Source organism: Moorena sp. SIO1F2, from assembly GCF_010672755.1.
Lineage (GTDB): Bacteria > Cyanobacteriota > Cyanobacteriia > Cyanobacteriales > Coleofasciculaceae > Moorena.
The window spans coordinates 14,087-37,678 of the sequence record NZ_JAAHFV010000022.1 but is presented as its reverse complement, the minus strand read 5'-3'; the positions used below and the strand labels follow the sequence as shown (position 1 = coordinate 37,678).

Annotated in this window: 29 protein-coding genes; 13 read left to right on the top strand and 16 right to left on the bottom strand. The window is 43.9% G+C overall.

The features are described from left to right. Positions 1 to 62: 62 nt before the first annotated feature. Positions 63 to 200 carry a hypothetical protein gene (locus F6J94_RS04930; RefSeq protein ID WP_293037510.1) on the bottom strand — a complete coding sequence of 46 codons (138 nt, stop codon included), beginning with the start codon at positions 198 to 200 and terminating at the stop codon, positions 63 to 65. Between the two features lie 95 nt (positions 201 to 295). On the opposite strand from F6J94_RS04930, the gene F6J94_RS04925 reads away from it, so the two are divergent. The 3 genes from F6J94_RS04925 to F6J94_RS04915 all read left to right on the top strand — a co-directional run bounded on the left by F6J94_RS04925 (position 296) and on the right by F6J94_RS04915 (position 1,900). Beyond that, positions 296 to 463, top strand: coding sequence for a hypothetical protein (locus tag F6J94_RS04925; RefSeq protein ID WP_293037507.1), 168 nt, complete (start codon positions 296 to 298; stop codon positions 461 to 463). A 180-nt stretch (positions 464 to 643) separates the two neighbouring features. Beyond that, on the top strand, positions 644 to 802 hold the full coding sequence (locus tag F6J94_RS04920; RefSeq protein WP_075904077.1) for a DUF2256 domain-containing protein: 159 nt from the start codon (positions 644 to 646) through the stop codon (positions 800 to 802). Between the two features lie 141 nt (positions 803 to 943). After that, positions 944 to 1,900 carry an isoaspartyl peptidase/L-asparaginase gene (locus tag F6J94_RS04915; RefSeq protein ID WP_293037504.1) on the top strand — a complete coding sequence of 319 codons (957 nt, stop codon included), beginning with the start codon at positions 944 to 946 and terminating at the stop codon, positions 1,898 to 1,900. Between the two features lie 287 nt (positions 1,901 to 2,187). Here the strand turns inward: F6J94_RS04915 and F6J94_RS04910 are convergent, their stop codons facing one another. Next, positions 2,188 to 2,535 (bottom strand): HEAT repeat domain-containing protein, encoded by a 348-nt coding sequence (locus F6J94_RS04910; RefSeq protein WP_293037566.1) that lies wholly within the window; start codon positions 2,533 to 2,535, stop codon positions 2,188 to 2,190. 111 nt (positions 2,536 to 2,646) lie between these two features. Here F6J94_RS04910 and F6J94_RS04905 point away from each other — a divergent pair, with 111 nt between their 5' ends. After that, entirely contained in the window at positions 2,647 to 3,858 is a 1,212-nt protein-coding gene (locus F6J94_RS04905; protein ID WP_075904071.1) for an RNA-guided endonuclease TnpB family protein, read from the top strand. Here the strand turns inward: F6J94_RS04905 and F6J94_RS04900 are convergent. The 3 genes from F6J94_RS04900 to F6J94_RS04890 all read right to left on the bottom strand — a co-directional run bounded on the left by F6J94_RS04900 (position 3,791) and on the right by F6J94_RS04890 (position 8,679). Further along, a complete protein-coding gene (locus F6J94_RS04900; protein ID WP_293037501.1) occupies positions 3,791 to 6,775 on the bottom strand; it encodes an NACHT domain-containing NTPase in 2,985 nt (994 codons plus the stop codon). The genes F6J94_RS04905 and F6J94_RS04900 overlap by 68 nt on opposite strands. Before the next feature lie 155 nt (positions 6,776 to 6,930). Further along, positions 6,931 to 8,298 (bottom strand): bifunctional UDP-N-acetylglucosamine diphosphorylase/glucosamine-1-phosphate N-acetyltransferase GlmU, encoded by a 1,368-nt coding sequence (gene glmU / locus F6J94_RS04895; RefSeq protein ID WP_293037497.1) that lies wholly within the window; start codon positions 8,296 to 8,298, stop codon positions 6,931 to 6,933. A 195-nt stretch (positions 8,299 to 8,493) separates the two neighbouring features. After that, on the bottom strand, positions 8,494 to 8,679 hold the full coding sequence (locus F6J94_RS04890; protein ID WP_293037495.1) for a hypothetical protein: 186 nt from the start codon (positions 8,677 to 8,679) through the stop codon (positions 8,494 to 8,496). Position 8,680: 1 nt separating this feature from the next. Here F6J94_RS04890 and F6J94_RS04885 point away from each other — a divergent pair, with 1 nt between their 5' ends. Beyond that, positions 8,681 to 8,983, top strand: a complete 303-nt coding sequence (locus tag F6J94_RS04885; RefSeq protein WP_293037493.1) for a hypothetical protein — start codon at positions 8,681 to 8,683, stop codon at positions 8,981 to 8,983. A gap of 111 nt (positions 8,984 to 9,094) precedes the next feature. On the opposite strand, the gene F6J94_RS04880 is transcribed toward F6J94_RS04885, so the two are convergent. Beyond that, positions 9,095 to 9,973: an MnmC family methyltransferase gene (locus F6J94_RS04880; RefSeq protein WP_293037490.1), complete on the bottom strand. Its 879-nt coding sequence runs from the start codon at positions 9,971 to 9,973 to the stop codon at positions 9,095 to 9,097. A 295-nt stretch (positions 9,974 to 10,268) separates the two neighbouring features. Between F6J94_RS04880 and F6J94_RS04875 the strand changes: the two genes are divergently transcribed. Continuing rightward, positions 10,269 to 11,366: a tocopherol cyclase family protein gene (locus F6J94_RS04875; protein ID WP_293037488.1), complete on the top strand. Its 1,098-nt coding sequence runs from the start codon at positions 10,269 to 10,271 to the stop codon at positions 11,364 to 11,366. 125 nt (positions 11,367 to 11,491) lie between these two features. Here the strand turns inward: F6J94_RS04875 and F6J94_RS04870 are convergent, their stop codons facing one another. Continuing rightward, a complete protein-coding gene (locus tag F6J94_RS04870; RefSeq protein WP_293026355.1) occupies positions 11,492 to 11,833 on the bottom strand; it encodes a hypothetical protein in 342 nt (113 codons plus the stop codon). Positions 11,834 to 12,382: 549 nt separating this feature from the next. Between F6J94_RS04870 and F6J94_RS04865 the strand changes: the two genes are divergently transcribed. Continuing rightward, a complete protein-coding gene (locus tag F6J94_RS04865; RefSeq protein WP_293037485.1) occupies positions 12,383 to 12,796 on the top strand; it encodes a hypothetical protein in 414 nt (137 codons plus the stop codon). Here F6J94_RS04865 and F6J94_RS04860 read toward each other — a convergent pair. The 3 genes from F6J94_RS04860 to F6J94_RS04850 form a co-directional block, all read right to left on the bottom strand. After that, positions 12,736 to 13,890, bottom strand: coding sequence for a DUF819 family protein (locus F6J94_RS04860; RefSeq protein ID WP_293037482.1), 1,155 nt, complete (start codon positions 13,888 to 13,890; stop codon positions 12,736 to 12,738). The genes F6J94_RS04865 and F6J94_RS04860 overlap by 61 nt on opposite strands. 5 nt (positions 13,891 to 13,895) lie before the next feature. Continuing rightward, positions 13,896 to 14,165, bottom strand: a complete 270-nt coding sequence (locus tag F6J94_RS04855; protein ID WP_293037479.1) for a UPF0175 family protein — start codon at positions 14,163 to 14,165, stop codon at positions 13,896 to 13,898. A gap of 361 nt (positions 14,166 to 14,526) precedes the next feature. Then, complete coding sequence (locus F6J94_RS04850; protein WP_293026347.1) at positions 14,527 to 14,709, bottom strand: hypothetical protein; 183 nt, start codon at positions 14,707 to 14,709, stop codon at positions 14,527 to 14,529. A gap of 116 nt (positions 14,710 to 14,825) precedes the next feature. Between F6J94_RS04850 and F6J94_RS04845 the strand changes: the two genes are divergently transcribed. Next, positions 14,826 to 16,124: a transposase gene (locus tag F6J94_RS04845; protein WP_293037476.1), complete on the top strand. Its 1,299-nt coding sequence runs from the start codon at positions 14,826 to 14,828 to the stop codon at positions 16,122 to 16,124. Between the two features lie 52 nt (positions 16,125 to 16,176). Then, a complete protein-coding gene (locus F6J94_RS04840) occupies positions 16,177 to 16,323 on the top strand; it encodes a hypothetical protein (RefSeq protein ID WP_293037473.1) in 147 nt (48 codons plus the stop codon). On the opposite strand, the gene F6J94_RS04835 is transcribed toward F6J94_RS04840, so the two are convergent. Next, complete coding sequence (locus tag F6J94_RS04835) at positions 16,301 to 18,235, bottom strand: WD40 repeat domain-containing serine/threonine-protein kinase (RefSeq protein ID WP_293037469.1); 1,935 nt, start codon at positions 18,233 to 18,235, stop codon at positions 16,301 to 16,303. The genes F6J94_RS04840 and F6J94_RS04835 overlap by 23 nt on opposite strands. A 370-nt stretch (positions 18,236 to 18,605) precedes the next feature. Then, the gene (locus tag F6J94_RS04830; protein ID WP_293025617.1) at positions 18,606 to 19,157 is read right to left on the bottom strand and encodes an Npun_F5560 family protein; all 552 of its coding nucleotides are present in this window, start codon (positions 19,155 to 19,157) and stop codon (positions 18,606 to 18,608) included. Between the two features lie 401 nt (positions 19,158 to 19,558). Between F6J94_RS04830 and F6J94_RS04825 the strand changes: the two genes are divergently transcribed. Continuing rightward, entirely contained in the window at positions 19,559 to 19,702 is a 144-nt protein-coding gene (locus F6J94_RS04825) for a hypothetical protein (protein WP_293037466.1), read from the top strand. Here F6J94_RS04825 and F6J94_RS04820 read toward each other — a convergent pair. Next, positions 19,699 to 19,866, bottom strand: coding sequence for a hypothetical protein (locus F6J94_RS04820; protein WP_293037463.1), 168 nt, complete (start codon positions 19,864 to 19,866; stop codon positions 19,699 to 19,701). The genes F6J94_RS04825 and F6J94_RS04820 overlap by 4 nt on opposite strands. Positions 19,867 to 20,634: 768 nt before the next feature. Further along, a complete protein-coding gene (locus F6J94_RS04815; RefSeq protein ID WP_293025627.1) occupies positions 20,635 to 20,907 on the bottom strand; it encodes a hypothetical protein in 273 nt (90 codons plus the stop codon). A gap of 227 nt (positions 20,908 to 21,134) precedes the next feature. Here F6J94_RS04815 and F6J94_RS04810 point away from each other — a divergent pair, with 227 nt between their 5' ends. Together F6J94_RS04810 and F6J94_RS04805 are read left to right on the top strand one after the other, a co-directional pair. Then, the gene (locus F6J94_RS04810) at positions 21,135 to 21,353 is read left to right on the top strand and encodes a hypothetical protein (RefSeq protein ID WP_293037460.1); all 219 of its coding nucleotides are present in this window, start codon (positions 21,135 to 21,137) and stop codon (positions 21,351 to 21,353) included. Continuing rightward, positions 21,350 to 21,631, top strand: a complete 282-nt coding sequence (locus tag F6J94_RS04805) for a type II toxin-antitoxin system mRNA interferase toxin, RelE/StbE family (RefSeq protein WP_293025631.1) — start codon at positions 21,350 to 21,352, stop codon at positions 21,629 to 21,631. The genes F6J94_RS04810 and F6J94_RS04805 overlap by 4 nt, the downstream gene beginning before the upstream one ends. A 126-nt stretch (positions 21,632 to 21,757) precedes the next feature. Here the strand turns inward: F6J94_RS04805 and F6J94_RS04800 are convergent, their stop codons facing one another. Beyond that, positions 21,758 to 22,336, bottom strand: coding sequence for a Uma2 family endonuclease (locus F6J94_RS04800; protein ID WP_293037457.1), 579 nt, complete (start codon positions 22,334 to 22,336; stop codon positions 21,758 to 21,760). 286 nt (positions 22,337 to 22,622) lie between these two features. Here F6J94_RS04800 and F6J94_RS04795 point away from each other — a divergent pair, with 286 nt between their 5' ends. After that, a complete protein-coding gene (locus F6J94_RS04795; RefSeq protein ID WP_293025635.1) occupies positions 22,623 to 22,901 on the top strand; it encodes a LapA family protein in 279 nt (92 codons plus the stop codon). Between the two features lie 11 nt (positions 22,902 to 22,912). Here the strand turns inward: F6J94_RS04795 and F6J94_RS04790 are convergent, their stop codons facing one another. After that, a complete protein-coding gene (locus F6J94_RS04790) occupies positions 22,913 to 23,578 on the bottom strand; it encodes a hypothetical protein (protein WP_293025637.1) in 666 nt (221 codons plus the stop codon). Positions 23,579 to 23,592 lie beyond the last annotated feature (14 nt).

Sequence of the window (23,592 nt, the reverse complement as noted above, 5' to 3'; positions counted from 1 at the left end):
TGATTAGTTGTTAGTTTGATTAGTTGTTAGTTTGATTAATTGTTAGTTTGATTAATTGTTATCTAGTTATCGATTAGTTGGGAAAGGTCATATATCATGTCGGGATAATTACCCTTAATAAAAATCTCCCCCATCTCCCCATCTCCCCATCTCCCCATCTCCCCATCTCCCCATCTCCCTATCTCCCTATCTCCCCACACTTCCCACCCTCCCCTCGCTCTCTAGAAAGATGGGTATTCAACCTGACTTGATAATAAGGGTTCTTTTTCCCCTTACTATAGCATTTATCCTAGTAATGATGTACAGTCAATTGGCTTATGCCTACTCCCTATTGCGTACTCCCTATTGCCTAAAACCTAGGACAAAGTACTTGATAAGTATGAAAAATTATAGGTTTTATAAACGAGTTGTGAAAATTCCGAAACCCAAAATCATTGTGAGTACGGGTATCCTGCCCCCGTGAAATTTCACAACCTATTTATAATTGCTATAGACAATCAAAACTCAAAAGTTTTCAATTAACAATAAACAATTAACGATTAACCGCTATATAATTAAATTTTGTAATTTTTTTTTATTAAACTTGATAGAAATTAATAATTTGTTACAATAAAAGATACTCATTATCTATAATAGAACTAATATGACACGCCAGCAATTGAAATCGAACCTGCCAACAAAAATTTGCCCTGTTTGTCAACGTTCCTTTACATGGCGCAAAAAATGGCAAGATTGTTGGGAGGAAGTCAAATATTGCTCAGAGCGCTGTCGCAGACGGAAATCTGGCGTGAAGCAGAGATGAGGTATCAAGGATAACCAGGGCTAGTTCCAAAGGTTTCGTCAGTGAACTTTTTGTGTTTTGTATATTTTCATACTTGACACAGCAGACTCTCATAATTCACACTATGTGTTCTAATCCTTAATCTTTTCTTCATTCTTGTGTATGTTTGTGAAGACGGTGTGTCCCAAAGTCATTATCCACGGTGGTGCTGGTAGTTCTATAAAAGGCAAAGGAGGGGCTGATGCGATTCGCAAGTCCCTCCACTCAATTATTGAGGAGATTTATGCCTTGTTAGTGAACGGTAGTAGTGCGACTGATGCTGTGGTCCGAGGCTGCCAACTGTTAGAAGATGACCCGCGCTTTAATGCTGGAACCGGTTCAGTGTTGCAATCAGATGGGCAAATCCGGATGAGTGCGTCCCTGATGGAAGGTCAATCTCAGCGCTTCAGCGGTGTGATTAATGTGTCGCGAGTGCAGCATCCGATTCAGCTGGCAGAAGCGTTGCAAGGCTCCGATGACCGCGTGCTGTCGGACTATGGAGCGGCAGAATTGTTACGAGACATGCAACTCCCGGTTTACAATCCTATGACGCAGCTGCGGTTACAAGAGTGGCTCAAAGAAAGGCAGGCCAATTTTAGCCATAAGATGGCGGGAGTGATTGCTGAGGACGAATTGGTGACCAGCTCTGAAGCTCGAAGGGGAACCATTGGTGTGGTTGTACTAGATAGCCGGGGTCATCTGGCAGCAGGGACCTCTACTGGTGGTAAGGGTTTTGAACGGATTGGTCGCGTCAGTGACTCGGCAATGCCAGCAGGAAATTACGCTACTGGTGATGCAGCAGTGAGCTGCACCGGTATCGGGGAAGACATTATGGAAGAGTGTCTAGCAGCACGGATTGTGGTGCGAGTCACTGATGGTTTATCCCTGGTGAATGCCATGGAGCGTTCATTTAAGGAAGCTCGGAAGAATCAGCGAGATTTTGCCGCTATCGCTCTAGATGCTAATGGTGCGATCGCATGGGGCAAAACTAGCGAAGTTCTGCTAGCGGCTTATCATACTGGCGAAAAGATTGTGGATACCTTGAATATGACTAAGGATGTGGAATTTTTGTCGATTTAAGTCGATTTAAATGTATCTGAACAATTACGCATACAGGATGCTGAAATCTTGATAGTCATTAGTAATGGCTTTTCGGTACCTGTTAGACTAAGCTGTTAACTTTAGTGGCCTCAAACTGCTATTGTGTATAGCTTTGATATTTTGATAATTGATTTTTTATACTAAATAGTATCTCAATGGCTAAAAGCGTTGCCTAGCAATACTTTTAGCCATTTTTTCTGAGAATTAGCCTTGTGGTCAACCCCTCAGCTCCTACTCCCTACTCCCTACTCCCTACTCCCTACTCCCTACTCCCTACTCCCTTGTGGGATTTCCAAATTCCATAGAGCATCAATCCCACTACCCACATAGTCTGAGGCTTGGTGCAGCTCAATCCATTGTGCAAGAGCACTAGACACATAACTAGATGGTTTACCTAACTCAGCTAAGGTCTCAGCTGCTGAGGCCCGTACACCAGACTCTTCATCTTTGAGGCACCCCAGCAAAGCAGTGATCACAACTTGTGAAGAATTACCCAACTGGCTTAAGGCATTAATAGTGGCACAACGTACATCAGAATCTTCATCTTCTAGCTGGGGTAGTAGGGCACTGACAACTGTTTCAGAAAGGTTCCCTAACTGACCATTACCAAAAATTATGTATGGGTTTAAAGCCCCGTCCTTCTAGGACGGCTTTTCTGAGATATGTCCTGATAGTTTTCGCTAAATGTGGTACTCTAAAAGAGTAACGGAAAGGGTCGATATCCGATGATCATATTAGAGTTTAAAGCTAAAGGCAAAAAGTCCCAGTATCAAGCCATTGATGAAGCTATCCGGACAGTTAGATTTATCCGAAACTCTTGCATTCGTCTATGGATGGATAATAAAGGGACGGGAAAATACGACCTTAGCAAATATTGCAAAATATTAGCTAAACAGTTCCCATTTGCTAATGAATTAAACTCTACCGCTCGACAAGCTGCTGCTGAAAGAGCATGGTCATCGATTGGCCGTTTCTATGACAACTGCAAGAAGAAGGTACCTGGTAAAAAGGGTTTTCCTAAATTCCAAAAACGTGGCAGGTCAGTCGAATACAAACAATCAGGCTGGAAATTATCCCCTGATAAAAAGTCAATCACCTTCACTGACAAGAAAGGAATTGGGAAACTCAAGCTCAAAGGTACATGGGACTTGTGGCGCGAGACCGCGAAGCAAATCAAGAGGGTTAGGATAGTCCGTCGAGCCGATGGATACTATGTCCAGTTCTGTGTTTCAGTTGACATAGCGGAAGAACTGGAGCCAACTGGGAGCGCTATTGGATTAGACGTCGGACTAAAGGACTTCTATACTGATTCCGTTGGGAACGCTGAACCTAACCCCCGGTTTTATCGGACTGGAGAAAAGCGTCTAAAATTTTATCAACGTCGGGTTTCCAGAAAAAAGAAAGGCTCTGCTAACCGTAAGAAAGCTATTAATAAACTAGGTAGAACACACCTCAAAATAAGTAGGCAGCGTGAGGAACATGCCAAGAGACTGGCACGTTGCGTAATCCGGTCTAACGATCTGGTCGCTTATGAAGATTTGAGGGTCAAAAATCTGGTCAAAAACCATTGTCTTGCCAAGTCAATTAATGATGCAGGTTGGTATCAGTTTCGGAAATGGATGGAACAGTTTGGTATTAAGTTCGGGAAGGTAACTGTTGCAGTTAATCCTGCTTATACTAGCCAAAATTGTTCTAGGTGCGGTGAAGTAGTGAAAAAGTCTTTATCGACTAGAACCCATGTATGTAAGTGTGGTTGCAGGCTTGATAGAGATTATAATGCTGCAATCAACATCCTAAAAAGAGCCTTAAGTACTGTGGGGCACACAGGAACTTGGATCCTAGATCCGAACGCTTTGGGAGATTTGGCCTCTACTCTTCCTGGCTCTGGCCTGGTTGAGCAAGTCGAGTCTGTGAACAAAGAATCCCCGCGTCTTTAGACCGGGGAGTGTCAACTAACTGACCTAAAGCAGTAGCGGCGGCACAACGGAGATCAGAATCTTGATCTTTGAGGGATGTGATTAAAGCACTGACTACGGTTTCACTACGCTGGTCTAATTTACCCAACACTGAAGCACTCAAGCAACGAACACGAGAATTTTGATCGTTTAGCCTTGTCAATAACGCACTCACAACGGTTTTACCACGCTGCTTCAATTTGCCCAATGCCCAGATACTGGAGTAACGAACACGAGAATTTTTATCGTTTAACCGCATCAACAAGCTATTCACGACTGGCTCAGAAACCTGAGCTAATTCACCTAATGCTAAAGCTGCTTCAGAACGAACCGTAGCATCGTCATCTTTTAGCCAGCTCAGCAATGTATTTACTAAGCTTTCTGAAGTATTGTCTAATCTGACAATAGCGCTTAGTGATAAGTTCTGAGGATTTTTTGGAAGACTAGTGTTATCTAGAGTAGTGAGATAATAGTCAGGAGAGTCTAATTTATTTAAACTATCACTAGTTAATCTATCACTAGTTAATATCTCACTGGCCTGGTGACGCACGGTATTATTATTATCCTCTAGCCCTGCCAAAAAGGTTTTGAGGACTGTCGGGTTTTGCCATAATTGGTTTTGCCCTAACTGGTTTTGCTCTAACTTGACTTGGGTTTCCTGGGATTGTGTATCTTTCTGAGAGTTTGCTCTATCTTTCAATAGTTGTAAAAGGTCAAGTTTAATCTCAGTCTGATTCAAGTCGGATAGGATTTGAAAGACTTGCTGATGAATTTGGTAACCAACTCGCCGTGAATCACTGGCTGCTAGGGTAACTAATGCTGCTAAAATTTCTTGCAGTAGGGAATTATCTGCTATTTTCAAGGGTTGAGGATTTTCTGCAAGGCAAGTGGCAGCAAATAATAAATCCCGATGTAACCAAGACTCATACTCACTGCCATGATTTAAAATTTCCTGAATTGCTTTAGCGGCTTTTTTTGGTTTAAGCTGAGCAATTAGTAGCAGCAACACGTCTTGCCAGTGGGAGTCATGGAGATAGTCTTGGATATGATTAAGGATAATCTCAAAATTTTCTTCATTATCGGCTTGATAGTTAATTTCTTGAGCACACAGATAGTCTTGAAAGATTTTATGGATAAAGGCGTAACCATCCAATCCTTGTTGTGTTAAAATGCCAGTGCGATGCTCCTTTGGAGCCGCTACGCGAACGCTAATTAAATTAACCAACCGTTTTGCCTCTGCCTTGGCCTCGTCTAACTGAATCTGTTTCAGGTTTTTAATTTCTCTACCAAACCAAGCGATCAGTTCATCTCGATTAATTACTATCCTACCTTCTTTCTCCGTTTTACTCTCCTGGATATTCATCCAATACCCGAGACGTTCCATCAATCGTCTACAATCATTCAATCCCAGATATTTCAGCTTCTGATTATTACTAATATCTGGACTACTATCAGGTTTATTATCCCAGGAGGTTAATAACAGGTCTACTGCCTGGTCATAAAGCTGATAGCGCTCCAAAGGCAATCGGAAATGATAGCGGTGAATTAGGGTAATAATTGTCAACAATAGGGGGTTTCGTGCCAGGCGTCTAATCTGCTGATGCTCATATAGCACTTTGCTCAGGCTTTCTTTAAGTCGTTGTGCTTCTGCTTTGTATTGAATCTGACTATAGTACCAGCGCTGAATAAATTCCTCTATTTGACTGTCATCAAATAACTGAAGTTGATAGTGATAAAAATCTTGGTTCCAGAAAAACTCCCAGGGGATATTTGAGTTAAGGTAACGGTCGTTATCGGAGGTAATAATTACCCAATTATTAGGAAATTGCTGGATAAAATCCTTAATTTGCCCTACGACTTCCTCACCTTTGGCTGGTTCTGTAACTTGATCAAGCCCATCGAGCAAAATCAATGTTCGTCCATCTTCCAGCCAATGTTCAAAGAAACCTTTAGGCAGGGATTTCAGCAATAGGTTTTTTTCAGCAAACTGCCGTGCATAGTCTAGAATACTGATATCTGAATACTCGACCCAATCCCGAATATCAATTAAAATCGGCAGCCAGTCAAGATCTGGCGCTAACCCCATTGCTTCTGGTTGCTTCTGGGCTAACATGACAGCAACATAATTCATTAAGGTGGTTTTACCTGAACCAGGCGCACCCAGTAACATGACGTTTCGGGATTTAGCAGAGGTAACCTGCCAGGTTTTTACCGCTAATAAATATTGGGCAAGAGTTTTTTTAACCGTTTGCATGGGCAATGGTTGCCATTGCTTACCGGGTAATGCTACCTGAGGGTGAAAAGCCCGCGACTCTACCGGTCGCTGACTACTGGGAGGATGTAACACTTCCACCTCAGGCATGACAAAAATTTGGTCAAGCTTAAGGGAATGGTTTCCATGCTGGGTCGCTACCAACATCCCAGCAAACTTAACATGATCAATCTTGTTGGAAATTTGCTGGAAATAGTTTTCCTTAGTTAGTTGAAATTGTAAATAAGTGCTGGTTTTCTCAGTATAAGTCTTGACAAAGGTTTCCATCCAGGGAAGGATAAAACTATCTTGTGGTTGAGTGGGGGCATAGTTTGAGGCTACCTGCTTAAATTTCTCCACAAGCAAAGAGGTTAATGGTGCTTTGTGCTCCTCTTGGAGGGGTTTGTGTAATTCCTCCTGTACTTCCCTATCTTGGAAAAAGTCTTCCAGAAAAAACGCGATCGCATCAGGAGCAGAGTAATAGAAAAGGCGCTGCTCTGGTGCCAAGGGTTCTTCTCGCACTAGGGCAGCTTTGAGTCCTTGCTCTACTGCTTTGTGGATGTCGGCAGGAGTTAGCCTAGTTTGAATTTTTCTCCCTAAAATAGGGGTAACAGATTTAGCAACAACAGAAGCAATTTCCCAGGTCATCAGGCTAGCTAAATTTTACCTCAACAATTATTATCGCAGTCTTTAGTCATTTGCTTCCCCTTCTTACTTCTGTTACCCCTATTGCCCCTCTTGAAACACCCAATTTAGGGAATTTAGCAACAACCTGATCAACTTACAGCCATCCCTATACTTGCTCAGCTGTTGGAATCTTCAGTGGTCTTTAATCGCCAACCGGGTTTAACTACCTGATTTCCACGAGCTATTACCAAGCTATCGTTTGGAACATCCTTGGTAACCACAGAACCAGCGGCCACAGTGACATCTTCTCCTAAGGTGAGTGGTGCCACCAAAACACTATTCGAGCCAGTCTTAGTGCGATCGCCTATCTGGGTTTTATGCTTTTTAACACCATCGTAATTGGCAGTAATCGTACCTGCGCCAATATTCACTCGGGACCCTAGGGTAGCATCTCCTAAATAAGATAGATGAGAGGCATTAGTGCGATCGCCAATCTGAGTATTTTTCAGTTCCACAAAATTTCCGATACGGCAGGATTCTCCTACTTGGGCATTACCCCGAAGATGGGAATAGGGACCAATACGGGTGCCATCTTGAACCACAGAATCACTGACCACTGAATATAGCACGGTCACCTTCTCACCCAACTGGCTATTTTCAATCAGACTCCCTGGGCCAATCCTGCTACCAGCACCAATCACGGTCTTACCCCGCAAATGAGTTTGGGGCTCAATGATGACATCAGGTTGCAATTGGACAGTGTCATCAATGGTGATACTGTTTGGGTTAATTAATGTCACCCCTGCCTTCATCCAGCTATCCTTAATCCGCTCTTGCAAAATCTGCTCAGCCATGGCCAGCTGTTTACGGTCATTAATCCCTAGAATTTCGTGGTAATCTTCCACATCCACTGCCATTACTGGATTAACCATGGTAACCGTATCCGTTAGGTAATACTCATTTTGGTCATTATCCGCAGAGAGTTTTGGTAAGACCAAAGCCAATTGAGACCAGTTGAAGCAATAGACACCAGCATTGATGCGGTTATTTTGCTTTTGAGCATCAGTGCAATCCCGGTGTTCCACAATCTGTTGCAGCTGATTGTTACTATCACAGAAAACCCGTCCATAACCGGTGGGATTGGGCACATGGGCAGTTAGGATCGTAGCGCCATTGTTATGGGCTTGATGGCTTTCTAATAGTTGTTTAATGGTGTCGGGACGCAACAAGGGAACATCACCATTTAAGACCAGTAAGTCTCCGGTATCGTCTGCCAAGTGGGGCAACAGTTGCTGGACGGCATGACCAGTACCCAATTGCTCTTTCTGTTCAACGAATTCTACATTGGTGTAGGCGCTCAGACTTTCTTTTACCCGTTCACTCTGATAGCCACAAATCACCATCACTCTGGAGGGGTTAATAGAAACACAACTGTTGAGCACTCGCTCCACTAGAGTTTGTGAACCCAAACGGTGACAGACTTTGGGCAGGTCAGATTTCATGCGAGTTCCGCGTCCTGCCGCTAGAATTGCTACTGCAACCATAGATTAGCTTTTTGCTTCCATCTTTGCATCCCTATCATACTCACACTTGACCTCAGTTTGATGTCATAAATTGGCAGTTTTGTTAAAGATGCACGAGAGAGAATTAATAATTCCGGAGAAGCATGATTACTATATTGGGAGAATAAATAGTGTTATTCCCTATTTAATTTGATTAATTGCTAATTAAGTCAATAATTACCGTATTATTACTATAAAAGGGGAATCGGGAATCGGGAATCGGGAATCGGGAATCGGGACTCCATCGCTTAAACCTGTCTTGCCTTTTGCCTTTTGCCTTTTGCCTGGCGTTGCGTCAGTCTTTGAATGAATAGGAGTAGAGTGGGCATCCTGCCCGCGCGAAAATAAGCATGAAACTGGCAAGATGCCAGTTCTACACAAGATGCCAGTTCCACACAAGATGCCCATTCCAGGAAACTGGCAAGATGCCAGTTCCACACAAGATGCCCATTCCAGGAAACTGGCAAGATGCCAGTTCTACACAAGATGCCAGTTCCACACAAGATGCCCATTCCAGGAAACTGGCAAGATGCCAGTTCTACACAAGATGCCAGTTCCACACAAGATGCCCATTCCAGGAAACTGGCAAGATGCCAGTTCTACACAAGATGCCAGTTCCACACAAGATGCCCATTCCACCTCACTCTTAAAATCATTCAATTATTAAGCAACACCTTTTGCCTTTTGCTACTCCCTACTCCCTACTCCCTACTCCCTACTCCCTACTCCCTACTCCCTACTCCCTACTCCCTACTCCCTGTTCCCTATTCCCTGTTCCCTATTCCCTTTGCTCTCTCAACCAACGCTTTTTCCAATGGGAAGTTGCTTCAAGTAAAGAGTTTTGCTGCTCATGGCGGCGTCGGTGTAGAATGTCTGAGGCTGAGTCTGATAAATTCGGGTCTCGGTAAGGCACAGCGGCACGAGTTTGCAAATGTTCTTGTTCTCGGATTGATAAGCTAGGTAAATCAGCTTCAGTAAAGCTAGCGACAGTACCGGGTTGCCGATTTCCCACTTCAATGGTAGAGCCAATAGTAAACCCAGCTGTGATCAGGGCAATTCTCACTGCTGCGGCACAAGAGTAGGTGGCTAGTCTACCGGTGTCTGAGCAACATTGGGCTAAGTGTTGAATAAATTCGAGAGTCCATAATTGGGGACAGTTGGGTGGGGAAAAGGGGTCAAGAAAGATAGCATCAGCTTGGAAGTTAGCTTGTTGCACCTGTTGGATAGTTTTTCTGGCATCACCGAGATAGAGTTGAGCTTGCAATTGCTGGGTTTCAACCAGTCCAGTAGTTGCCAGAGCCTCTAATAGTTGGGGGATAGGATTGGGAAAGTGATTAAGCCAACCCTGAGCGATCGCAGCTTGTGGTACGGTAGAGTGTAATTCTAGGGCAACTAGTTGGACATGGCAGTGGGGATTGTGTGTCCAAATTTCCGCTAGGGCAGCAGCGCTGTTGTAACCTAGACCATAACAGATATCTAATAACCGTAGCACTGGCTGTTGGGCTTTTTCAGCTATTTGGCAGGGTTTGACAAACTTCAGCTGGGCTTCTTCTATGGCACCTTGTCGGCTGTGATAGGATTCACCAATTTCTGAACAAAAGAAGGTGAATGAGCCATCAGCAGTCATTTCGGGTGTGAATACCTTTTTATCGGGCATTAGGGAGTAGGGAGTAGGGAGTAGGGAGTAGGGGTAACAGGGAACAGTTAATGTAGGGTGGGCAGTGCATCAGACAGATTCACCAAGCTGGTTATAGGGTTACTCGGCACTGCCCACCATCTGCCCACCATAGAAGGTTATGTGGTTGTTCGCCTTTGGCGTTCCCGTGGGGTAGGTTATTTGCCCAACATGCAACATGTAACCTGCTAACTTTCAACCCTTCTAGGGGAAGAGTTGATGCTGGAATTTATAATAATTAATGGCAAAATCCCCCAAGCTACCAAAACCCTAGTCTATGACACATCCTTTTCAAACACCCCACAGCGGATATCACTGGGACGGTAAGAGCGATCGCTTTTTTGAAGGTTGGTACTATCGGGTGACGTTACCCAGTTGTGGTCAGACGTTTGCGTTTATGTATTCCATTGAAGACCCCATTGGTGGTCAACCCTATAGTGGGGGTTCAGCCCAAATTCTAGGCCCTGATGATCAGTATCTGTGTCGTACCTTCCCCCATCCGGAACAGTTTTGGGGGTCATCGGAATCCTTAGGTCTAGGACATTGGGGTAAAACTAAATTACAAATTACTCCTCAATACCTTGACCCGGATAAATTTGAGTATCAAATCAAGGAAGGATATCAGGCTACAGCTACCTTGAATCAAGGGTTTATTCGGGACCCAGCCAGCGGAAACTATTGTGATTGGCGCTATGAAATTAAACCGATTTATGGCTGGGGAGATCAGGGAAAACCCCAGCAATCAACCGCTGGCTGGCTTTCGTTTTTACAGATATTTGAACCAGGATGGCAAATCTTGATGGCCCACGGTTTAGCCACTGGCTGGATTGATTGGAATGGTAGGCTATATGACTTTACCAATGTCCCGGCCTATGGGGAAAAAAATTGGGGTCGTGCTTTTCCTAAGAAGTGGTTTTGGCTTAATTGCAACAGTTTTACCGATCAACCAGACCTGGCTCTAACTGCTGGTGGTGGTAGACGGGAAGTAATGGGGTTGGCAGAAGCAGCTGCATTGATTGGCATTCACTACGAAGGTAAATTTTATGAATTCGTGCCGTGGAATTCAGAAGTAAGCTGGCAGATTGAGCCTTGGGGAAATTGGCAGATGCAAGGGCGCAATGGGGAGTATGAAGTAGAGTTAACTGGTACAACTGACTATCCTGGTACACCTCTACGAGCTCCGACGGAACAGGGGTTAGATTTCATTTGCCGGGATACTATGCAAGGTCACCTGAGGTTGGAACTTAAACAACGACGTGGGGATAACGTTGAACCGATTTTGATAGCTGAAAGTAAGTTATGTGGATTAGAAGTTGGTGGTATTCCTTGGGAGAAACCCTGGAATTCTTCTGCTAAATTGCCTTGGGTTTTGTGATATAGTTCTACGCCTAAGGCAAGAGGCATGCATGCTAAAGTTTACTACCACAGCTTTTCAGATTTTATCTTCATTGGCTTTTATGTTATTAAACAGGAATTCTTGATAATAACTAGACAGCTTGATTAGTCATCAGACTTATATTTGATCTTCATAACATAATTTGTTTTACCTTTGCTTCCGAATGTCACATCGACACCTTTTATACCATCTACATTAATTCCCAAAGCAACATCACGGCTCATCTGAATCTCCATTTCATCAACGTTTTGCTTGCGCCCCTCCTCAATGACTGACCTTATGATTGCACTATCATCTTGAGAAAGATTACCTGGTGATTTCACTAGATCTACTACATATCTAATAAGTGCCCATTCAATTTTATAAGTGAAAAATATATCGATAAAGGTTTCCCATGTAAATTTAAATTCAAGCTTCTTTGTTTTATCGTTATAAACTAGTGTCATAGCATCATTTAGTTTTTAACAATACCTTCGCCAATCTAGGATATGAAAAATTGCAATTAGTCAACAGGGCTTTGGTAGGATACTTGGTATTACCCCTAATACAGTATCTCAAAAGCCCATTTTTGAGCGATTTACACCGATTGAGTATCAATCTTAACCATTTGTACAGCCTCACAGTAAATTACTTAATGCTTATCAGCCTTAGTAATAATATAGCGGTTTTAAATTCGGTGAGGTAGACAATTTTGGGATTTTAGGGAACAGGGAACTTCGCAATTGGGAACTTCGGAATTGGTAAAAAATCCTGTCTAAATCATAAGTATGGAAAACGCTATATAAGAGATTGACAGGGAGCATGTCACTTATGCAGAGCATTTGTACTAAAGCTATAGCCCCCTCATGGGTTTTAGCTTGCTCTAATACTAGATAGTTCATCAACTTTGACCTGCTCCCGATTGAAACTCCTCAAGGCTATAAGCCGGGGGAGTTTCAAAATACTACAGTTTGAAGTGCATAAGGTGGGCGGAAACATTGGCAAAACATAGGGAAATGCGATGCTCCTTGGCCTTTGGGCCACGCTACGCGAATGGAGCCGCTACGCGATCGCAAAAACCAAAATCCCCAGAAACGTCACCCCAGATACCATTGTTCAAGATCAAAAAAAAACCCCAGCGGGTAGCTGAGGGATTAGTCAGGGTGCATCTACTATTTCTGAATCCAAGGGAGTTCTACCTATATCCGGAAATATTTCCAAAACCTAGGAAAATGCGATATAGCGTTTTTCATAGCTATGAGGTAAACAGTATTTTTTCCCACTTCCGACTTCCCTGCTCCCTGCTCCCTGCTCCCTGCTCCCTAAAATCCACCGGCGTAAGTACCTCACCCAATTTCAAAATACTACATCAACCCAAAGACCGCAGAAAATTACCTAATCCTACACCAATAAACGTAGCTACTGCATAACCCAGAGTACCGCAAAGAATAGCAGGAGTAACAAGTTTATCCCACTGCCGTGCTGTCGCCATAGCCGCTGCTGTAGTTGGCCCACCCATATTAGCATTGGACGCAATCAGCAATTCAGCTAAATCCAAACCCAGCAATCGACCAACTCCCAGTAGCACTAACAAATGGATGGCGAGAATTAATCCAGCAAAGATAAACAGAACTGATCCGACTCGTAGCACTATTTCCACATTAGCGCTGGCTCCAATTACAGCAAAAAATACCTGCATCAGCAGATAGCCAATTTTTTCTGCTGCGGTTATCCTACCTAAATAACTTGGAAATACTGTCGCTAGCATCACAATTAAAACCGTTACCACCAGAATTCCCCCTTTGTTGAAGCCCAACCAGCTAGCGAGACCATAACCTACAGCACAAGTGGTCATACTAATGGCTAATGCCAAAGTGATATCGATAACAGAGAGTCCTTGTCGAGACTGGGAATCAAAGACACTAAACTGGCTAGAATTAGTATTCTCATGGGAACGTTGGTTAGGGAAAATTCCCCGTAGCCACTTCATTGAAGGTAAAGCAAACAACAGTAAAAAGTACAAGGTCATAACTAAATTATCTGCTGCTACCCCGGCACTGAGTAAATCTCCTGCTCGTAACCCAGTGCTTTCAGCGGTTGCCGCAAAATTAACAGAACCACCAATATAAGTAGCACAAAAAATTGCTGCCAACTTCCAACCTTCTTCTCCTAAAGGAATGAGATAGTAAGCCACTACTGTTCCTAGGATTGTTCCCACTGCACCAATGACATAGGCAATTAAGGTAGACCCAGCCTCCCACACAATCCGAAACAAGTCAGCTTGGAATAGTAGCAAAGGAATCGCTAAAGGAACTAAGTAAGACCAGACCACCCCATAGGTGGGAGCATCCGGTGGGATAATCCTAAGATTAGATAGGATGAAGGTTACCAAAATGGTCACAACAGCCCCAGATAGTTTAGCTCCCCAAGGAGTACGTTCTGCCCACAATCCAATTGTTGCTGCTGACAGCAGCACAGCCCATAAAGCGAAATCTTGATCAGGATTTATTAGAGAGGTTGCCATTTTGCTTATCTAAAAGCTTTTGAAAATAGATTGTCAAGGATTTTGCGATCTTCGTCTAGGTCAGCTTCGGTGTAGGGAAGGTAAGCTTTTTCCTCCTTGAGGAATTGGTAGGTTTCCCAGCGAGAAGAAAAGTTAAGGATTCTGCGGACTTGAGCAGCACCAAGGTGACCTTGACGATAGTGATCAGCCACGATCAGTTCAAGGATTCTGCGGGAGAGGTCACCTACTTGGAGTTGACTAGCGATTTCATCGGGGAGTTGGATGGTAATTTCCATAGGGGTGATCCGAGTCTGTCCATAGATGCAGTGTAACTCCAAAGTTAGGGAGCAGGGAGCAGGGAGTAGGGAGTAGGGAAGACAGAATAGGAAACTTCAGATCAGGAAAAAAATCCTGTGTACCTCATAGCTATAAGAAGCGCTATATAAATAGGTTATCGAATAGGGGAGTTTGTTCGCGTAGCGTGGCCAAAGGCCAGGGGAAAAGAATACCCCGTCCTCTTAGGTCTTAAAGTTACCGTAAGGAGAGTGGAGCCTTAATCAATAAGTTTTAACCTTTTTATGCATAGCCTGCCAACCATAAAGGCTCCACTCTCCTAAGGTTTCGTCTCCAGGGATGAATTTTCCCTTCAAATACCGATCACTCAGGTAGCACACCAGTCTTTCCCAAAAATTCCAGATACTCCGATAGACTTAACTCCGAAGAAGCTGCTAGGTATTTCAATCCATTCCAAGCCGTTTGTGTGGCCTTGATGCTATGGGTTGTTTTAGGTTCGTCATAAAGTCGGGGTCTTCCTACTTTTTTTGATTTTTGTTTAGGCATCCTCTTGTCAATATAATTTCGGAAATATATAATTAAGATAGCACGGATGGAGAGGTCGAGCCATGCAGCTTGGATACGTCTATAAACTAAGACCCAATCATCAGCAACAAGCCACAATGAACCGATGGCTAGATATGCTGTTAGCGCAGTACAATTACTTATTGAGAGACAGAAATGAGTCTTATGATCAAGTTAGATCTCCAAGACTAGGTAATTACTGTGATTTTAAAAGTAAGGGAGAAGCGTGTCCATTGACCTGTTCCGTGAACAAGTCACATTCTATCGGATATCCTTGGAAAAAAAGTCAAAAGAACCCTCGTAGGAATGCTTACGAAGCTCAGAGCTCAAGTCTCCCAACTCTCAAAAAAGAGCGACCTTGGTACAAAACTATCAATTCAACTGTCTTGCAACAGACGTTAAGGCAGTTAGATGTGGCTTTTTCAAAGTTTTTCAAAGGAGAGACAGAACACCCTAAACCTAAGAGACGTTCGCGATTTAGAAGCTTCAAATATGCTCCAGGACAGGTAAAGCTGGATGGCAATCAAATCTATCTACCAGGGATAGGATGGATGCGTTTCCACAAGTCTCGCCCTATCCCTGATGGATTTACAGTGAAGTCCGTAACCGTTCGTCGAAAAGCACGGGGATGGTTTGTAAGTCTCCAGATTGAGGACAAATCGGTACCAGATCCATCTGTAAAAACTAAAGGCGAAATTGATGCATCTCGTGTCAAAGGTTGCGACCTGGGTATTAAAAAGCTCGTTAGTATTTCTAATGGAGAGATAATCAGCAATCCAGCTAACGACAAAAAATCAAAACGTCAAGCGAGACGTCTGAGATTAAGGCAAAGATCTGCGAGTAGGAAAAAGAAAGGCTCAAAAAACCGCAAAAAATCCTTCTCTAGAGTGGCTTCATTGCATGATCGAATCACTGATAAACGTCGTGCATATCACTGGGAAACTGCTAAAACCCTAACAAATGAAGCCGATGCCCTGATATTTGAGGACTTGAATATCAAAGGTATGAAGTCCCGTTGCAAACCTAAACCCAATGAAAATGGCGGCTACGAACGCAATGGGCAATCGGCCAAAAGAGGATTAAACCGTGCAATATCTAATGCTGCTTGGGGCGAGCTAGTTAAAAAGGTTGAAGTTGTGGCTGCAAAGTCAGGCATTCCAGTAATTAAAATCAACCCAAAACATACGTCTCAGCGATGTCCAAAGTGTCACCACACTAGTGGGAGTAATCGAAAAAAAGAAAAATTCGTTTGCACTGAGTGTGGGTATCACGATGATGCTGATGTAAATGGTGCAGTAAACATTAAAATGCGAGGTCTTAAAAAACTGGGTATTGACCCTACCCAGCTACCTTCGGTTCGAGGGAAAGTTACGCCCACGGAGTTAACAGCCATTTAGGTTGTGCCTGGGAATCCCCATCCTCTTAGGATGGGGAGGTTCAAGAACAATAGTGCTAATTTATCACAACATTAAAAACTCTTTCGAGCTCTTTCCTACTCCCTGCTCCCTACTCCCTGCTCCCTATTCCCTATTCCCTACTCCCTATTCCCTATTCCCTATTCCCTTTCTCCCAATCACTCAAACTGCCAAATCTTAATAGTATTATCTTGAGAACTACTAGCAATGGTACCACCATCATGGCTAATAGCAACGGTAGTAACAGCGCTTAAATGATCAGTAAGAGTATAGAGCAATTCACCACTACCAGGATGCCAGATTTTGACAGTCTTATCGGCACTACCACTAATTAATGTATTACCTTGAGGGCTAATGGCAATAGATTTAACAGCATGCCCATGTCCTGTGAGAGTAAGCAACGGTTTCTTTGGTATTTGTAAATACCGATCCCTCTTGAGCAACCAAATCTTAATCGTTTTATCAGCACTGCCACTAATTAAGATTTGACCACTAGGGCTAAAGGTGAGTGACTCTACCGATGCCGAATGTCCAGTAATCGTTGCGCTGAGCTTACCAGTTACTAAATTCCAAAGCTTAATGGTTTTGTCAGCACTACCACTAGCTAGCAGTTGTCCATCTTTACTAATAGCTACAGCATTAACTGTTCCTAAATGGCCAAAGAAAGTTGTCTGTAATGATGCCTTCTTCAGCATCCAAAGCTTAATGGTTTGATCAGCACTACCGCTAGCTAGAAGTTGCCCATTGTGACTAATTGCCAGACACTTTACCCAACCTGAATGTCCAGAAAGGGTATGAATTAAATTTCCCGTATACTCATGCCATAGTTTAATGGTATTATCCCAACTGCTACTAGCGATAATTTCTCCATCTGGACTAAACCCAACTGCTTCAATCACATTTAAATGTCCTGAAAGTTTGGCGACAACTGTTTTAGCTTGCCAGTTAAAAAGCGTGATAGTTTTATCTGTACTACCACTAACTATAGTTTCTCCATTCGGGCTAAAGGCGATAGAATTAATTCCACTAGATTCTTCAGAAAAGGTATGTACACATTTCCAAGTAGGAGTCTCAAACTTAGGGGTAACTGTTGTAGATAAAGACGTTACTGGTATAGCAGCGAAATTCTCTGGTAAACCCAGTGCTCCGAGGACTTGAGTGGCTGATTGGTAGCGTTGGTTTGGTAAATTCTCTACCATTTTGTTCAGAATGCGAATAAGCTGATCACTGACAGGTTGCCTGAGGTAATCGATCCAAACCCACTTCCCTTCTAGACTATTAAACATATCAAAGGGGTGAACGTTGGTAAGCAGATGAATACAGGTCACCCCTAAACTGTACAAATCGCTGGTTGCGATCGCTTTCCCCATCAACTGTTCCGAAGCCGTGTAAGCCGCAGAGCCAATCATAGTTCCCGTTCGTGCTAGCACAGATTTTGTAGTCAGCTTAGCAGCGCTGAAATCCACCAGAAACAGTTCGCTCCCCCTTCCCCCCCAAGAATAAAACCTCTTCCTGGTTTTTTGTGTTGGTAACTGGGACAAAGAGGACTCAGGAGGAGGGCGACGAATGATATTGTGGGGATTGATATCCCGATGAATTACCTGATGACTATGGATAAAGCGCAGCACTGGCAGCAATTCAATCAGGACTTGCCGAACCTGGTTTTCCCTAAACGTCCCTTCCGTTTCCAGTTCTGTGGCTAAGCTTTCCCCCTCGATATACTTGTGGACTAGAGCAGGTTCTCCTGCAATACCTAATTGATGATCCGCCTCAAAATAGGCCAGAAGTTCCGGAATCTGAGGATGTTGTCCCAGCACTTGCAGCCTAATAGCTTCTTGGCGGAAAGACTCAGCCGCTTTCTGAGCATTGTTCGTATCCTGCTGTTGTAACGATAACTGTTTGATGATACACTTAGCATTGCTATCATCCGCCTCATCCACCCCCAGAAACGTGCGCCCCATACCACCAATACTAATCAGCCTCAGAGCACGGAAGCGATCGCCCAATCGTAATCTAGTTCCACAATAGGCACAAAACCTGGCCTGATCGGGATTTTGGGGATTTTGGCATTTAGGATTAAGACAGTAGCTCATGATATGGGGTGGTCAAGTCCAAGGGTTGGCAAGTTGACAGATTTAAAAAAGTTTTCCCCAAGTTTTCCCCATCGTAAAGTGTAAGTAATCAACCCAGAAACTAATCTACCAACCGTCAAGCTTGGCCTTTCGGCCACGCTACGCGAACAACCTTCCACAAACCTGTGATCTGATTATTGCTGTTTGACCCGGTGGTGCGTTACGGGGGGGCGATCTTTTGGCTGGCGTTGAGGCGGAAAATTACGGCGAGCCCCCCCTAACGCACCCTACGCCTTCAACCTTCAACCTTCAACAAACCAACCTTCAACCTTCAACAAACCAACCTTCAACCTTCAACAAACCAGTTGACGCACCCCTAACCCAAAGGCTGTTACACACTACCAAAGGTTGGGATTGGACTACCATTCTGACGATTGAAGCTGGGTAGATCAACGCGGGTGATATTGCGGCTTCTCACGGCTAGTCGGTAACTGACACTCTGGAGTTCAGCGTGGAGTTGTCGGTTTTCCCGCTGTAACATGGTCACCTTCTCCTTAACTGGTGCCATCCGTTCCGAAAACTTCTGGTGATAAATTTTTGGTAGCTCTTGTACCACTTGTTCTAGCTGACGGGAGCGCTCGGTTAATTCTTCTACATTATCCCGCAATTGCTTAATTTCCGTGTCACGGGTGGCAATTTGCTGTTGATAAAATTCCACCTGCTGCTCCACATCGTGCAACTGTTCTCGCAAGACCACCATCTGAGCCTTATGGCGCTCAGACACCTCTTGGGGAGGCTTGAAGTTAGCATTACCCTTCACCAACCGGAATAGTTCTTGAGACAGCTGCTGCACTAACTGGTCTCTAAGCTGCAACTCTTCCCGCAAGCGAGATACTTCCGTTTGCAGAGCTGATCTCGATAGGGTTTCAATCTGCCTCACCATGGCTTACCACTCCAACAAAAATACAATTACCAATAGTAGATGGCGACCGGGGGTGTCGATCACTGATCACAAAATATACCTTTGCAGCTAATTTACCATCGAAACCCGGCAATTGACCATTCCAAAGCACATCCGGTCTCCCGACTCCCGACTCCCGACTCCCTTTGCAGAGCAGTTGCTGTTAATAATTGTTACAAATAGGGTGCGAGTGCGATCGCTCTTGTAGGGTGGGCAAATGAACATGATCACATCGCTTATGGTCAAAGTCTCATTATTTGCCCACCCTACCCCACTTAAATATTTTCTTCCTTAATTTTTAATTTTTAATTTTGAACTTTGAATTGAAGTGCGTACGCGTAGGGTGACCAAAGGTCAATCGCATAAGCGCGGAAGCTGAGGCCTTGGCCAAAAGGCCACGCTACGCGAATGGCCACGCTTTGCGTTCGCGTAGCGTCGGCTTTGCCGAAACGCTTCCGGAGCGTAGCGTGCGCCGGTGCGCAATCGCCTCTATTGTTGGTTTAAATTTTGTGTTGATGCTAGCTTAACTCATTTTGGTGCGATCGCATAAGCGCGGAAGCTGAGGCCTTGGCCAAAAGGCCACGCTACGCGAATGGCCACGCTTTGCGTTCGCGTAGCGTCGGCTTTGCCGAAACGCTTCCGGAGCGTAGCGTGCGCCGGTGCGCGGTCGCTCTTGTAGGGTGCGAAGCATGAAATGTAACGCACCATCGGTATACAAATTGAAACCAAACCATTCTTAACCAATACCATGGTGCGTTACGGCTTCAACTATGGTTATATCATATAATCTTCTCAACCAACCCGCCTAACGCACCCTACAAAATTCAAAAATTATATTCATACTATATCCAAATTTAAACCTATTAAATTATACCATTCGATCAAAAAAAATTTAAGCATTATGCTGATAGCTGATAGCTGACCGCTGACCGCTTACCGCTCACCTTTCTTTCAATTACCCCTCAACAAAAAAAAAATTATAAAAACCCTTGACAAACTTAAATATAATCATTACGATTATATATATTAACCTAAAAACAATTATTCGACTATGCCTCAAAACTCTCAGCCAAATTCAAACGATAATTCAAACGGATTCGTTGTTCCGTACATTTTGAAGGGGTCTCGCGAGCAAATAACCCATACCGTGTATATCCTTAATGGCCTGGGCTACGCTCAACTTACTGAGTGGGGTCCTCTTCAGCCCACTGGAATCCCAGGACAATATATTACGATTATGAAGAGGTATTGGATTTGGCGTTAAGACCTTAAATTTCTGGGGGGGTTTCCCCCCTGGACAAAGGCTCCGATCAGAATTGGATCGGTGATAAAATTGAGTGCATAAGCGAAAATTCCTAGCCGTGGAAAGTATTTCTGCGGCTATTTTTTTTGGGGTTATGAAGTTGAAATTAGGTTGAAGGTTAGTTGGTTGAAGGTTAGTTAGTTGAAGGTTATCGCACTACGCATTCAGATCTTTGACATTCCTAAACTCCGAAACGTAAGTCATAGCAGACTTCTGACTTCTGACTTCTGACTTGCGCGTAGTGCGATCGCATAAGCGCGGAAGCTGAGGCCTTGGCCAAAAGGCCACGCTACGCGAATGGCCACGCTTTGCGTTCGCGTAGCGTCGGCTTTGCCGAAACGCTTCCGGAGCGTAGCGTGACCTACGGTCAATCGCTTTTGTAGGATGGGCAAAGGTCGATGATAACTCTACAAATGTTGAAAATACCATGACGCAGCCCACCCTACGGCTGACTAGCTGTTCCCGTAGCCCATTAGCTGATAGTCAGTAGGGTGGGCAAAGGTTGATGATAACTGATCAAATGATGAAACTCTCATGACGCAGCCCACTCTACGGCTAAATCTGCCGACTGAGTGCGTAAGCCGATCTTTTAGGTTGGGTTGAGGGGATGACTGATAAAGATAAAATAGAAAGAACCAGCAAATCATCTTGAAAGTATGCTCAAAACCTCAGCCTTTCAGCAAGCGATTGAAACCGTTGAAAAATTGTCCTTAGAAGAGCAAGAGATATTACTCGATACTCTTCTCAAACGATTCCATCTACAACGTAGAGCCATAATATCCCAAGAAATCCAAGAAATTCACCAAGAATTAGCAGAAGGAAAAGTAACATTTGGTTCAGTTGATCAATTCTTTGAAGAACTCGATCAACCATGAAAATAGCATGGACACCCCAATCCCTACGAGGTTTTAAACGAATAATTCGTAAAAGACCAGATTTTAGACCGCTAATTGAAAAAACCGTGCGTCAGTTAGCAGAAGATCCTTTTCATCCTAGCTTACATACCCACAAACTTAAAGGCGATTTATCCAATATCTGGTCATGTTCAATTGACTACAGCTACCGTATTTTATTTGAATTTATCGAAAATCCTGAAGATCAAGAAGAAGCTATTTTGTTGCTTAATTTAGGTACTCATGATGAAGTATATTAGCGAAGCCCTAGTCAGTAGGGTGGGCAAATATCGATGATAACTGTACTTTTGGAGAAACTATCTAGATTTGCCCACCCTACCCAACTGATAACTGAAAGCTGACAGCTGAAAGCTGATAGCTGATAACTAAATCTGCCGACGAAACGCTCTAACCGCTTCTCCCGCATCGGTTTCCGCCATCAAAACACAGCGTCTGAACCAATCAAGATCCAATTCACTCAGTCCGGGTAGCAAGCTACACTCAATTGGGACATAACTGCCGTCTTGAAGATGATAGAGCTTTAGTAATCCATCTTCCCAAAACCAAACCTCTGGAACACCTAAAGCTTGATACCGTTCTAACTTACTGATGCCACCACTGCTAAAAACCACTTCAATGGACAAATCTGGAATCGGCTTAACACTTCCGATGCAATAAGACTCATCAGCTTGGGCAGAGGCGACTCCCTCTTTTTCCTGAGTCATGGAGCGAGTTGGCTGAAAGAAAATACCCTTTTCCGTCAGAAAGGTTGTGATTAAGTAACCGATGATACTGGCAAAAATTTCGTGTTCCCGTCCTGGCATCAGAATCTCGATTATCCCATCATAGTAGAACAGCCGTACTCCAGGAGAACCATCAAATCCCTTCTGGATGAACTTAAACTGTTCCCAGGTGCCATCATGGACAATGCGTTGATCGGTGGTTTGGTCGAGTAGTGGGGGCATCCCTCTCACCTCGGGCTATTCTTACCAGCAATTGTGACATAGTCAGTAGGGTGGGCAAATGGACATGAAAACTGTACAAATGCAGAAACTATGATTATTTGCCCACCCTACACCAGAGTCAGTAGGGTGGGCAAATGCAGATCATAACTGTACAAATGGTGAAACTATGATTATTTGCCCACCGTACACTACACCTACTGTTGACAGAATCAGGGATGCTGTTGGCAAATGTGCTAGAAAAAAAAATACATAGAGTCACACTAGTCACCAGAAACTAGTAACCATAATGAACTATTCCCATATCAGAATTCTTGGCTTACTTCTGACATCTCTGATAGTTGCGATTTGGATTAGTGCGATCGCTATTTTCTCGATCCAAAATATCACGGAAGTATCCGTGAAGTTTTTAGTCTTCGAGTCAATTGATCTGCCAATCGGTGTTGTCTTGGCTGTTAGCGTTGGTATTGGTCTTCTTGGGGGAGCGATCGCACCTCTAGTGTGGCAGCTTTTGGGGCAATCCTGGAAATTCCGAGACTCTGAGGATGACCTATACTACGATGACTAGACGTGGAGAATCTATTCGTAGTCGATCCGGTCATAAAGTCTATCATCATATTGATGAGACATAAACTCAGAGCGCCGTCTCGCTGGTAGGGAAGGAGGAACACTAGAGTAGGGGTGTTGGACCACATAAGTTGTACGAGGAGGACGCTGTGGTCGTGAGAGCAAGGCTAACCCCCCAATCACAACGGCACCACCACCAATGGTTACGGCCATACCGCCAAGTCCCCAAAGTATGCCTGACATCAGGGTATTTGCCGTTTGATTAGTGGTTTTACGATTAGGGATTAGTTGCTCAGGAGCCCTGATCACACTGGCATCAACCTGAGCAGTTAGATTGTCTAGCAGTAACTGCTGATTGTGAAGTTGGGCTTTGAGCTGTTCAGTTTCAGCTCGTTGTTGCTCAACCATAGCTTTGAGCTGCTCAGTGTCCCGCCGCTGCTGTTCAACATTGAGCATATTATTTAAATTATTATTTAAATTATTTAAGTTCGGTGAAGCTAGAGCCTGGTTTGGCTGTTGATCTGTGTAAGGGGAATTATAGGGATTGTTAGGGGAAATTTGGAAGGGTTGGGAAGAGGGAAGGTTATTCGCCACCATATTGCCTCCTCCTTTGAGGAGAAACAAAGCTGCCATACCGGCAAAGGCAGCCCCCGTCAGGAATGCCATACCATCACTCATTAATATTGCCTCTC